This is a genomic window from Roseburia zhanii, from assembly GCF_014287635.1.
In the GTDB taxonomy this organism is placed as follows: domain Bacteria; phylum Bacillota; class Clostridia; order Lachnospirales; family Lachnospiraceae; genus Roseburia_B; species Roseburia_B zhanii.
Genome location: NZ_JACOPH010000005.1, coordinates 18,815 through 32,827 on the forward strand (window position 1 = coordinate 18,815; position 14,013 = coordinate 32,827).

General features: G+C 39.1%; 7 protein-coding genes and 1 other RNA gene. All 8 read right to left on the reverse strand.

Annotated features, from left to right (window positions below; genetic code table 11):
• Positions 1–6: 6 nt before the first annotated feature.
• The 8 genes from H8S17_RS07665 to eno all read right to left on the reverse strand — a co-directional run bounded on the left by H8S17_RS07665 (position 7) and on the right by eno (position 14,013).
• Positions 7–1,476, reverse strand: a complete 1,470-nt coding sequence (locus H8S17_RS07665; RefSeq protein ID WP_186866842.1) for a UDP-N-acetylmuramoyl-L-alanyl-D-glutamate--2,6-diaminopimelate ligase — start codon at positions 1,474–1,476, stop codon at positions 7–9.
• Between the two features lie 291 nt (positions 1,477–1,767).
• Positions 1,768–7,188, reverse strand: a complete 5,421-nt coding sequence (locus H8S17_RS07670) for a LamG-like jellyroll fold domain-containing protein (RefSeq protein WP_186866843.1) — start codon at positions 7,186–7,188, stop codon at positions 1,768–1,770.
• 712 nt (positions 7,189–7,900) lie between these two features.
• Positions 7,901–8,241, reverse strand: a transfer-messenger RNA (tmRNA) gene (gene ssrA, locus H8S17_RS07675).
• A gap of 96 nt (positions 8,242–8,337) precedes the next feature.
• On the reverse strand, positions 8,338–9,582 hold the full coding sequence (locus H8S17_RS07680) for a right-handed parallel beta-helix repeat-containing protein (protein ID WP_186866844.1): 1,245 nt from the start codon (positions 9,580–9,582) through the stop codon (positions 8,338–8,340).
• Positions 9,583–9,622: 40 nt separating this feature from the next.
• Positions 9,623–10,090, reverse strand: a complete 468-nt coding sequence (smpB, locus tag H8S17_RS07685; RefSeq protein ID WP_186866845.1) for an SsrA-binding protein SmpB — start codon at positions 10,088–10,090, stop codon at positions 9,623–9,625.
• Entirely contained in the window at positions 10,083–12,233 is a 2,151-nt protein-coding gene (gene rnr / locus H8S17_RS07690) for a ribonuclease R (protein WP_186866846.1), read from the reverse strand. The genes smpB and rnr overlap by 8 nt, the downstream gene beginning before the upstream one ends.
• A 68-nt stretch (positions 12,234–12,301) precedes the next feature.
• Entirely contained in the window at positions 12,302–12,541 is a 240-nt protein-coding gene (secG, locus tag H8S17_RS07695; protein WP_186866847.1) for a preprotein translocase subunit SecG, read from the reverse strand.
• Between the two features lie 119 nt (positions 12,542–12,660).
• Positions 12,661–14,013, reverse strand: coding sequence for a phosphopyruvate hydratase (eno, locus tag H8S17_RS07700; RefSeq protein ID WP_186866848.1), 1,353 nt, complete (start codon positions 14,011–14,013; stop codon positions 12,661–12,663).

The window sequence follows — 14,013 nt, forward strand, 5'->3', positions numbered from 1 at the left end:
TTATACTCATTGTGTCTGTAATTCCTGCAATACTTCTGCAATCAGATTCCTCTCATCCATCGGATATTTTACACCTTTGATCTCCTGATAATCTTCATGCCCTTTTCCCGCTAAAACTATAACGTCCCGCGGTCTGCCATGCTCAATCGCATAACGGATCGCTTCTTTTCTGTCAATGATCTCTACATATTTGCCATCGGTCTTGCTGATACCTGTTTTGATATCATCAATGATCGCCTGCGGATCTTCATATCTTGGATTATCAGATGTGATGATCGTAAAATCTGCCATCTGACCGGATACTTCTCCCATCTCAAACCGTCTTGATCTTGCACGATTGCCGCCACAGCCAAATAAGCATACTAATCTTCCCGGTTCATATTCCCGTAACGTAGAAAGCAGGCTCTTTAAACTCATGGCATTATGTGCATAATCGATCATCAGCGTAAACTCATCGGATACTTTAATCATCTCGATCCTGCCCTTTGTCTTTGCACATTTTAATGCCTTTTTCATTACATCAACTTCCACTTTAAAATGACGGCAGACTGCGATCGCTGTCAGTGAATTATAAACGCTGAACTTGCCCGGAACATCAATCTCTACATCAAAATCTAAAAGTCCCGATACATGATAAGCAACTCCTAAATAGCCCGGTTTATGGATAAGCTGCATATTTTCTGCACGCAGATCGGCTTCTTTGGAAAAACCGAAAGTTTCTACCGTACAGGTATGGTCTTTTAAAATATCCTGATAATGTTTATCGTCTGCATTTAAAATACCGATCTTACACTGTCTGAACAATAAGGATTTACATGCAAGATATTCTTCAAAAGATGCATGTTCATTTGGCCCGATATGATCTGGTTCAATATTCGTAAAGATGCTCATTTCAAAGGTGAATCCTGCTGTTCTGTGCATCATCAGTCCCTGTGATGATACTTCCATGACACAGCAGTCACAGCCGATATCTGCCATTTCCCTGAAATATTTCTGGATCAGATAAGATTCCGGTGTTGTATTTGCAGAAGGAATGACTTTATCACCGATGATCGCTTCAATCGTACCGATCAGTCCTACTTTATATCCGGCTCCTTCTAAGATTGACTTAACCATATAAGTAGTCGTCGTCTTGCCCTTCGTTCCCGTAATTCCGATCACTTTTAACTGTTCTGCCGGATAGTCAAACCACGCTGCGGATAACAACGCCAATGCATAACGTGTATCTGCCACTTTTATCACCGTCACTGTTTCAGGAACATTGACATCCTCTGATACCACAAGCACCGTTGCACCTTTTTGTACCACATCTGCCGCAAAACTATGTCCGTCAACCGTTGTTCCCTTTACGCATACAAACAGGGAATCTGTCGCTGCTTTTCTCGAATCATAGACTAAATCTGTGATCTCTTTGTCCAGACTTCCCTGCACACATTCATATTCTAAACGTTCTAAAAGCTGTTTCAAATTCTTCATTCTATCATACGCCTCTTTTCTTCTGCCGTATTATAGGTATCTAGCATCATTCATTTTATTATATGATAGAATTTCAGATTTTACAATACGAAAAAAGGATTCCAGTCCATGTCGGTCTGGAATCCGTTACAGTTCACACAGCAGACAGACATTTACTGTCTGGCTGCGTAAGAAAGTGATTCAGGTGGTGATTTTTGCTTCGCAAAGCGAACTTTCATACAAAAATCACGAGTTACTGCTCACGGAGTGAACAGTAACTGGAATCCTTTCTTGTTCATTTAAGAAGAACTATTATTTTTTAATTTTGATTTTAATAGCTGCTTTCTTGTTGGTACCATCTGTAGATTTTGCTGTGATCGTTACTGTCTTGCCTGCTCCAGCTTTTGTTGCTTTTACAACACCCTTCTTGTTTACAGTTGCATATTTCTCATTAGATGATGACCATGCTAAAGTTTTATTTACTTTCTTACCGGTTGTAGTAACTTTAGCCTTTACAGTTAACTTCTTACCTGCTTTTACAGTTTTTCGTTTTGCAGTAAGTTTGATCTTCTTAACTGCATTTTTCATAATGGTAACTTTTACATTTGTTGTTACACCGCTGCCATCTGCTGCTGTCACTTTAATTGTAACACTCTTGCCTGCTCCGGCTTTCTTTGTGGTAACAACGCCTTTTTCATTTACAGTTGCATATTTTGTATTGGATGATTCATATGTAACTGCTTTGTTTGCTGCATTTTCCGGTGCAGTTTCCGGTGTGATCGTTACTTTCTTGCCTGCTGCGATCTTGTAACTCTTAGCTGCAACTTTAATGCTGCTTACTTTTACTGATTCTGGTGCAGGTGTCTGGTTCTGGTTGTTGTCACCAGTTGTTGTTCCACCATTTGTGTTGTTATTGTTGTTAGCGTTATTATTGTTGTTATTGTTGTTATTATTGTCAACTGGTTTCTCTGCTTTCTTTAAGCCTGCGGCTGCTGTCTGTAATGCTTCTGTTGCTTTTGTGATATCATCTGCAGATGCATCTGCTGCAATATTCTTAGCTGCCTGTAATGCTTCTGTTAATACTTTCCAGCTGTCTGCTGTGTAATCAGCTTCATTTAAGCCTGCGATCTGTACTTCTGCTTTTGCAATTTCAGCATCTAATACTTCTTTTGCTGCTGCAGCTATAGTTACTAATTTTTCTGTTGCTCCTGTTAAATTCTTAATTGCTCCTGCAACATCTGCTTCTGACGCTTGTGCATCTGCATCTGTTGTTTCTGCTGCTGCTAATGCTTCTTTAAATGCTTTGAAAGATTCTGCTGTGTAATCAGCCTCATTTAATTTTTTTGCTACTGCGATAGCTGCTTTTAAGTCTGTCTTGTCACCAAGTCTTACAAGTGCACTTACTGCATCTTTTAAAGCTTTTTCTGCATCTGCTACATCTTTTTCTGTTGCATCTGCATTCTGGTTTACTGCAGCAGCTGCTGCTAATGCTGTTTTTACATCTGCAAAACTTGCTGTTGTATAAGCTGTTTCATCTAATGCATTTGCTTCATTGATCGCTGCCTGAAGCGCTTTCTTATCACCAAGTTTTTCAAGTCCGTCGATTGCTGCCTGTAAATCTTTTGCAGCTGCCGTGATTGCACTTTCTGCTGAATCTAAATCAGCTGCTACTGTTTTTGCTACTGCCAGTTTTTCTGTTAAAACTTTCCATGATGTTGATGTATATGCACTCTGTGTATAATCTGTTTCAGCTTTTGTGATCAGTGCCTTTAATGCAGACATATCTGCACGTTTTACTAATGCTTCATATGCTGTTGTTAATTTTTCAAGAGCTGCTGCTACTTTCTCATCACTCTTTGGTTGTGCAGACTGTGCATTTGCTTCTTCTAAGGCTGTCTTAAATGCTGCCCATGTAGCAGTTGTATATTCTGCTTCTTTTAATCCTGCTGCTTCGATTTCAGCAATCTTGTTGTTTAATGCTGTTGTATCAATATCATTGCGGACATATACCTTACAAACGATCTTAACTTCTGCTGTTTCGCTGCCCTTTGTAATGGTTGCTGTTAATGTTGCTGTTTTAGCAGCATCGTCTGCGCTTTCAGGTAATGTAACTGCACCTGTTTCTGCATTAATAACAGCTGCATCAGATGACTCCCATGTAACTGTTGCTGCTTCGCTATAGTCCTTACAAGCTTCTGTTGGAAGTGTGATCCTATCTGTTGTTACGTTTAAGGAAACTGTTCCATCATCTGCAACAGTTGCTCCTAATGCATTGATAATGTCAGATTTTGCATCTTTCATCGGAACGGAATCCATGTAGTTGTAAACTGCTTTTACCTGATCTGCTGCAAGTGTTGCATCATATACACGGAAATCCCTGACGCATCCGTTGTAATCCCAGTCACCATTTACTGCATATACACAAGTTCCGATTGTTGCAAGTGTGATCTCTCCTATTTCAGAAACAGACTGTGAAATTGTCTTTGTTCCTACTAATTCGCCATCCTTATATACAGTTAATGTATGTCCATTTAAAACGGCTGTGATATGTACCCATGTTTTAGTAGCAAGTGCTAATTCTGATGATTCGCCTGAAAAACCATCTGGATTTTTCCAGCCTGTCGGATTCATACTAACACGGAAATATCCTGCCGGATCATTTGTATTTACATAGAACTGTTTCATATTATTAACATTTACTTTATTAGGATCTGCCCAGCCCTTTCCATCTGTTCCATTTGAGAAACCGAATACATTAGACTGTTTTCCATCTCTGTCATCATATGCCCAGAAAGAAATTGTCATCTGGTCTTTCTGATTGAATAATTCTGTCGGGATATCAATATAAGATGTAAATTTCGCTGTACCATTAAATTCTGCACCATTTTCTCTGCTGAATGTAACTCCGGTTGCTGTTCCGTCATTTCCATGATCTGTTGCATCTGTTGCATCTGCTGTTAATGGATACCATGCTGCTAATGCACTGTCTAATTCATCAAGAGATTTCAGTGTCAGTTCTTTTGCCATTTCTACGTTTAATGCATCGGTCGCACCCTTTACATCTACAGATGTTGTTGTACTTCCCTCAACCTTTTCTGTATCTGCAACTTTCTGTGCTTCTGCGATCGCATCAGACCATACTTTTAAAGATGCATCTGTATAAATGTTTTCTTTGCGGGCACTTCTTAATTTCTCATTCGCTTCTTCGATTGCTGTCTTTAAACCTGTAAAGTTTACACCGTCTGCTTTCTTAACAGTTACGTCAAAAGTCTTAGTATCTGTATAAGAGCCTGCGGAAATCGTTGCTGTCAATGTTACGTTTGCATCTTCTTCATCAACAGATGGACGAACAACGACACCTTTGTTTGTGATTGCTGCTGTATTCGATGATTCCCATGTTATCTTTGTTCCTAATCCTGCTCCTGCTTCTTCCCCCGTTGCCGGAAGTACAAGATCACTCGTAACAGCTGTCGGATCATAGGATAATGTTGTATCTTTATAAGTAACGGTTAATGCATCTTTTGTCTTTGCAAGCTGTGATTCATATAAGGTAGGATCACAGATTCCTTTTACTTCATCAGCTGTTAAAGCTGTATTGTATACTGCAAATTCATCGTATGCTCCAGCGAAATCAATATCAGACCATGTTGTTTTTCCTAAGTAATTTAAACGGCCACTCAGATCTGATGCATGAACATCTACATCATTACTATAGGCATACTGCACACCATTCACATACATCCATGCTTCATTCGTTGATCCCTTTGTTACAAGAGTAATGTGTGCCCACTCGCCGGTTCCGGTTGCTGTACTTGGATCTGCATTTACTTTTCTGTCTGTAGCAGTTTTATTATTATATTCTGCCCACAGCCCATTATTCTGTCCACCATTTACATCAAAGATTGCAATATGATTTTTTCTGCTTGCTGTATTCCATGATTCATATGTTACATCTGCATGTAATAACATTGCAAACGAATTCTTTCCGGCAAGGTTTGCATCACGTCTTACAAACATAGACACTGTAAAGTCATCCTGTACTTTTCCATCTGTATCTTCTAAAAGATTTTCAGGGAGTTTGATAGATCCTGCATTCTGCTTCTGTCCCGGAATCTGTACTGCATTTCCACTCAAGCCCGGAATCGTTGTTACTGTATCTACTGCTTCTGCTGCACTCTTATGATTTGATGCATCAGCATATCCGCTTGTACCATCTGCTTCATCAAAGGAATAAGACGCTAACAGGTAATCACTTACTTTCTTAACGGTTACAGTAGCCTTTACAGTTACATCTGTACCTGTAAATTTACCTGTTGCTTCAAATGTTCCTGCTTTTGCATATTGATCAGCTGTAATCTCATCCCATGTAACAGCAGTTTTTACATTATCACCTACTGTATATTTAGCAAGTACTTCTGCCGGCAATACAGGTGCGATTCCCTCACGGGTTTCTACTGCAACAGTTTCTGCCTGTTCTGAAACTGCTGATTCTAGATAAACTAATGTAATATCATTTGCATCCGGTGCTCCTAAAGCATCAATTGTCAGAACACTATTGGCAGAGTCTAACACATAGGTTTTTCCATCAGATGTAGTATATACCGCATCTTTCGATGCATCATATGTATAGGAAGTATTAGCTTTCAAAGAATCAATCGTTTTAGTATCAAGCACTGTATCTGTTCCTGAAACGATCCATTTTACCGTTGCGCTGGTTGCCAGTGTAACTTTCTCTGCTACGATTGTTTCTCCATTCACAGCTGCTGTCAATGTAACTGTACTTCCATCTTTTACTTTTACTGTACCATCTGTGTCGATCTTGTCCGGAGCTGAACTCGTCCATGTAATATCCACACCGCCGATACCTGTCAGAAGCTTCAGATTATCAGTTACGCAATCCTTATCGACATCCTTCAGCCCTGCTTCAATCTGAGATATCAAATAAGCTTTCTGTTCTTCATCTGATGCATTTGCCAGATATACAGAAGCTACCTGATCTGAAGTCAGTGCTCCATCATAAACCGTAAAGTCATCAATTAAACCTGAATAATATTCTCCATTACCCCAGTTAGCTTTACCGATCTGAAACGCACTGCTGCTTCCCAGAATATCTGCAAGCAATGGCTCATCTTCCAGTGTCTGTATCTTTGCTCCATCAATATATAATGTAGTAGCATTGTTTTCCATCACAACGGTGACTAATTTCCAGCCTTTCAGAGCATTTGTATAGGTAATTGTCGGTTTTCTTGCTCCGCTATTATTCCATCTCTGTTCTTCTATTCCCGTTGATTTATCAATAATTCCAAGATAACATTCTTTTTTATATGTATTCGATGTATCTTTAGAAATATGATATACCCATCCAGCATTATCTGCTCCTACTTTACTGTAATAAGAAATTGTGATTTCGTCCTTACCTGTAATCGGATTATTGCCATCTGCATCTTTGACGGTCAAGTAGGATGAATTGCTTAAATCCAATGCACCGTCACCTACTTTTTTGTCTGCAGAAGATATTGTTGCATTCGTTCCTCCCGCTAATGCTGCTGTTGCTACATCACCAGCTGATGAGATAGCTGTATCAAAACTCAGATATACCAGTTTATCCGGCAGAACATTTGATGTTGTACTTTCATCTGCAATAACAGACTGTACCGGTATAAGTGTTACTACCATCGCCGCACTCATAACCAGTGAAGCAGCTTTTTTCAAAAACCATTTTCCTTTTCCCATTATTTTTCTCCTTTTTACCTGATTGTATCTTTCTGGCAATCTGCCTTTTCCTCCATTTTCTCTGGCAGCTTACCTGATAAAGCCGTATTTTCCAGCTTATATCCTGCTATCCCCCTCTCCGCACTGTCTATGTGCATAATCAATTTAATTTATTTTACCATTTTTTATCTATTTTATCTATACTTTTTTAGTCTTTTTTATAATTTTTCATAATTAAGGTAAGATTTCTCTTGTTATTATATGAAATTTGCTCATTTTTTACAATAACAAAAAAATCTGCCGATGTATTCCATTTTTCTATACACCGGCAGATATTATATTTTTAGTAAATTTTTACTTGCTGTCTGATTTTTTAATTTTAAGTAAAAAAAAAGCAGCCTTTCGATCGCTGCTTCTTTTAGGAGAAGGTATTTTTACTATGGGGTATAGCAAAAACTATATATAATGTATTGGGGGTTTTTACGAGAATTATAGTACCATAGTTATCTCAATAAGTGTTCACAAATGTTCTAAAATTGTCACTCGTTTTTTGTGCATACTGCACATAAATTTATCATTTCATCCTGGCCACCGCCTCCATGAGTAACATTCTGAACTATTTTAGAATGCATTGCTGCCCACGGAACGCAGAGTGAAAATTATTGGAATAAACAAAAAGCACCTCAGACCATTGATTCCATATACCAGTCAACGATCCTTGGCACTCTTAACAGAATGGACTAGACGAGAATCGAACTCGTGTCCGAAAGAAAATCCCCTGTCCTTCTACGAGCGTAGTTTATCCTTCATCATTCCCTCCACCACTCAGGGACAAACAACCGAGTGATTTTAGTAGCTTCATGTTACGCCCATATGCTCAAAGCTTTGCATAAGTCGTTTCTCACATAGTCGAAGCCTGGATCCTAATGTGTGAGTGCACTAGGTCAGACTGCTGCAACTAGGCAGCGTATGCTAAATTATCTTCAGCGTTTAATTTTAAATCGGTCATTTAACGCATCACCATACGGCTCGCTTCTCCAGCTTCAGTTCCCCCGTCGAAACCTTTACTAGCCCGGATATTTAATTGTACGATCTTACAGACCATATATAAAATAACATATTTTCAATCTTCCATCAACTGTTTTTTGACATGATCATCAGCTTACCCTCTTATTTAAACAAGATATTTCGGATTTTTGACCGACTGACAGCATCATCATATGTGACCGCTTTTCTGCAATTTTTTTTATTTTTAAAAAGATTTCCCTGAAACAGGATTCCATCACACTTCGAAAGAATGATATCATTTTCCGGATTGCCTCTTGAAAAATTATTTTTTATCACTTCACACTGACAGACGACTCCTGTTTTCTCATCATTCGTCCAGCCACCGATACGAAGACCGCAGAGTTGATTATCATATATAATATTTTTTTTGATTTTTATATTCCGCACACAATTACTGTCTGTGTAATAACTGCGCCATTCTTCTGATCCAACTTCAATTCCATAGGGATTTTTATATACTTTGTTACCTTTGACCAATATATCCCTGCCACCATCAATATAGATACCAGCATTTTCCGAAAAAGGACTTTTGCAATTATAAACTGTATTTTGTGTACATTCACAGTTTCTAGGCTGATCTAACAGTGGTTCCCGGCAATATTCTGCATTTCCATAAAAATCTATTCCTATATTGGTATTGTTATATACTTTGTTTTTTTTCACATAAATATATTCACAATTACCGGCAACGGAAATATTTTCTGACCATCCATTGACATTATCATGTACTTTATTATTCAAAATATATATATGATGTATGCTTTTTTTCTGTTTTCCAAGCAATAACACTGCATTTGCTCCACCTTTTGGAGTCAAAGCATTTCCAGGCTGTGTCGTATTGATATTCTTAAATTCACAATTTCTGATCGTTATATGATGTTCACTCTGCTGCATACGTATACCGCATGCATCTTCTGCATCAATATTGCCGATCTGAAGCTTTTCTATCCTGATATAACTGCAGCCATTCATCTGGAATGCTACAGCAGTTGTTTTCTTCGGCTCTGTAATCATGACACGCTCATTTTTATATGCGGAAACTGTGATATGACCACCTTTCTTGTTTCCTGACTTATGAAAAACAAAAGGTCCTTTGTAAGTTCCTTCCCGCAGATAAATAACTGTACCTGCCGATGCCCTGTCCATTGCTTTCTGAAGAGATTTTAATGGATGTTTCCTGTTTCCTGATGCACGGTCATTTCCTTTTTCTGATACGTATATGATCTGTCTGGCAGTCTTTTGGCCTGCATTTGCATCCATAACACTGATATCCGCATAGACCAGAAGCAGAAAACATAGAGCACTTACAATCTTTATCATTTTTCTTATTTTAAAAAATTGCCTCATATACGCACCTGTCCCCCTTTCACATACATTCAAATACTGTTTAATACAGATTCTTCACTTTAAAATCACGTTCGGATTCTCTCCTCTGGTCTTTTTTCGCAATATCCTGCCGTTTATCATATAACTTCTTACCTTTGGCAAGTGCGATCTGTACTTTTACTAAACTTCCTTTGAAATATACTTCTACAGGTACAAGTGTATAACCTTTCTCTGCCATCTTCTGCTGTAATTTTAAGATTTCTTTTTTGTGCATCAGAAGTTTCTTTGGCCTGAGTGGATCTTTATTAAAAATGTTTCCCTTCTCATATGGTGAAATATGCATTCCGTATATGATCACCTCACCGTTTTCAATACGGACAAATGCCTCTTTTACACTGCATTTGCCCATACGAAGGGATTTAACTTCTGTACCATGTAAACTGATCCCTGTTTCATATAATTCTTCTAAGAAATAATCATGTCTTGCTTTTTTATTATTCGCAATTAACTTAATGCCTTCTTTACTCATCTTCATCCCCCTTTTTTGTTTCATCTGCCAGTTCAAAATCAATCGTTCTAAGCAGTGCATCAGTTGCTGTTACTACAACTCTGACTTTCTGTCCCAATTTGTATCTGTGGTTTGTGATCTGTCCCACTAATTCATAAGTACTTTCAGAATAATCGTAATAATCATCTTTTAGAGAAGTGACATGCACCAGACCTTCGATCGTATCCGGAAGTTCCACATAAAATCCCCATGCAGTCACGCCTGAGATCACGCCTTCAAATTCTTCCCCGATGTGGGCAGACATATACTCTACTTTTTTCATTTTTTCGGTTTCACGTTCTGCTTCATCTGCCCGCCGTTCCATATCACTTGCGTGTTTTGCGACTTCCGGCAGGATCTTATCATAATGTGAGATACGTTTGTCATTCATCTTTCCACGCAGACATTCCTTGATGATCCGGTGGATCTGCAGATCCGGATACCTGCGGATCGGCGATGTAAAATGACAATAGTAATTTGTTGCCAGTCCAAAATGTCCGCTGCTGATCGTCGAATATTTTGCCTGTTTCATAGAGCGGAGTGTCAGTCTGCTGATCAACGGTTCTTCTGTGGAGCCTTCGATCTTTTGTAATAATTTCTGTAATTCTTTTGGATGCACTTCATCTTGTCCGATATGGATCGAATATCCGAAATTGTTGATAAATGTCGCTAATTTATGGATCTTTTCACTATCCGGATTATCATGCGTACGATAAACAAACGGTACCTGCTGCCAGAAAAAATCTTCTGCTACTGTTTCATTTGCGATCAGCATAAAATCTTCAATGATCTTCGTTGCTACATTTCTCTCATAAGGTTTGATCTCTACCGGATGTCCTTTATCATCTAATAGGATCTTCGTTTCCGGAAAATCAAAATCGATTGAGCCACGCTGCATTCTTTTTTTTCGAAGTATCGCTGCTAATTCTTTCATCAGTCCAAACATCGGAACAAAATCCTGATATTCTTCGATTGTCTTCTCGTCTTTATCTTCTAAGATCTTTTTTACGGCAGTATAACTCATTCTTCTGTCCACACAGACAACGGTTTCTGCAATCTTATGTCCGACTACTCTGCCTTTTGCATCAATATCCATCATACAGCTTAATGCCAGACGGTCTTCTCCCTGATTCAAAGAACAGATGCCGTTTGAAAGTGTATGCGGCAGCATCGGGATCACCCTGTCTACCAGATAAACACTCGTCCCACGTTCTTTCGCTTCTTCATCTAATGCGCTGTACTCCTGCACATAATTTGTCACATCTGCAATATGCACACCCAGTTTATAGATGTCCCCTTCTTTGCTCAATGTGATCGCATCATCTAAATCTTTTGCATCTTCCCCATCGATCGTAACGGTCAAAAGATCCCTGATATCCATTCTGCCAGCCATATCTGCTGTAGAAACCTCTTTTGCTACACGTTCTGCCTGATTCAACACTTTTGTCGGGAACTCAACCGGAAGTGCAAATGCACGGACTAAAGAGATGATATCTGTTCCCGGATCATTGATATGACCTAGGATCTCTACAACTTTTCCTTCTGGTTTCCGGTCTTTTTTACCATAATCGGTAATCTCTGCGACTACTTTATGTCCACTGACTGCACCCTTAGAACGTTCTCTTGGTACAAATATATCTTTATTGATTTTTGGATCATCCGGTACGACAAAACCAAAATTCTTACTATTCTCATAAGTTCCTACAACCTGTGTGATCCCATGGGAAAGGATCTTTACAACTTTTCCTTCCCTGCGTCTGCCTGTAACAGCTGAACTGACCGTAATCTGTACCACATCTTTATGAAAAGCTCCGCCCGTATCTTCTGCCGGAATAAAAATATCCTCTTCTTCTCCCTCTATAGTAACAAATCCATAGCCTCTCTGATGGCTTGTAAATGTTCCTGTGATATAATTGCCTTCTGCCTTTGTATATTTGCCCTTTTTAGATACTTCGATCTTACCCTCTGCGATCAGTGCATCTAATACTTCCTGTAATTCCTGCCTTTTCTCTTTTGGTACAGAAAGCAGTATCGCCATTTCCCTGATCTTCATCGGTACATATAATTCATCACAGATCAGCTCATATATCATTTTTTTCCGTTTTTCAAATTGTTCTCTATCCATAATTCTCCTATAAACTTACTGAACCAGAAAAAAGGCTGCCGTTTTCACGACAGCCTCTGTTTTCATAATTAAAAACTTCCGATATTCAATATTGCAGCTATCAGCATAAATAAGATTACTAACACTCTGGTAATCTTAACAAGCATACCCTCCATGGAACGTCCTTTATTCTTGCCCCAATAAGTGTCTGCTGCACCAGCTATTGCTCCTAAGCCTGCTGATTTTCCTTCCTGCATCAGAATAATCACTGTCATTGCCAGACATATTAAAATAAATACTACTGTTAAAATCGTTTTTACTACTGCCACGAGTAATCCCTCCTGCAAATCTGTTTATTTATCACATCCGGTAACTATTCTATACTTTCGCAGTTACCACGCTTCACAACTTATACTAGTATAGCATATGCCTGTTTCTTTTTCAACTATTATTTTTTATCTATCCGTATCCCCTGTAAGCTATAGCCTGTGGCTAATTCTTCTTCAATACGGAGTAACTGGTTATACTTTGCAACACGGTCCATCCTGCATGGTGCACCAGTCTTGATCTGTCCACAATTAAGTGCTACTGCAAGATCTGCGATCGTTGTATCTTCAGTTTCGCCGGAACGATGGGAAATAACGGCTGTATATCCTGCACATTTCGCAGTTTCGACCGCTTCCATGGTTTCTGTCAGTGTTCCGATCTGGTTTAATTTGATCAGAATGGAATTTGCACAGCCAAGTCGGATTCCCTGCTTTAACCTTCCGGTATTTGTCACAAACAGATCGTCCCCGACAAGCTGTACTTTTGATCCTAACCGCTGTGTCAGCTTTGCAAATCCTTCCCAGTCTTCTTCGTTCAGACCATCTTCTATCGAAAAGATCGGATATTTACTGCACAGATTTTCATAGAGTCCGATCATATCATCGGAAGTCCGCATCACAATACTTTCCTGTTTGTCTGTTCCCATCTGATGCCGGCGTAATATCTCACTTTCACCCTCAAAATAATACATTCCGGTTTCTTTATCATATAATTCTGATGCTGCCGCATCCATGGCAAATACGATATCTTTGCCACATTCATAGCCGGCTTCTTTGACTGCTTTTGTCAGATACTCAAATACTTCAAATGCATCTTCAAGATCCGGTGCAAAACCGCCCTCATCTCCAACGGCTGTGGATTTTTTATCCTGCTCTAACAGTTTTTTTAAAGCATGATACACTTCGGAACCCATACGGAGTGCTTCTTTAAATGTAGCTGCTCCTGCCGGCATGATCATAAATTCCTGAAAATCCACTGTATTTTTAGCATGTTTTCCGCCATTTAATATATTCATCATCGGCACCGGAAGCCTATGTGCATAGACACCTCCTAAATACCGGTACAATGGCAGATTTAAGGCTTTTGCAGATGCTTTTGCAACCGCTAAAGATACTCCTAAAATTGCATTAGCCCCTAACCGTTTTTTATTCTCTGTTCCGTCTAATTCGATCAGTCTTTCATCTATTTTTTTCTGATTCAGTGCATTTTTTCCGATCAGTTCTTTTGCGATCTTATCATTGATATGGGAAACGGCCTTTTTTACGCCTGCTCCACCATATCGTTTATCTCCATCACGTAATTCAACTGCTTCATATTTTCCGGTAGATGCTCCTGATGGTACGGACGCTCTGCCCACTACAGTCTGTCCCGTTTCATGGCTCTTTACGACTACTTCAGTTTCTACGGTCGGATTACCCCTCGAATCCATGATCTCCCGTCCATATACTTCTACGATTTCCAGATATGCTTTCAT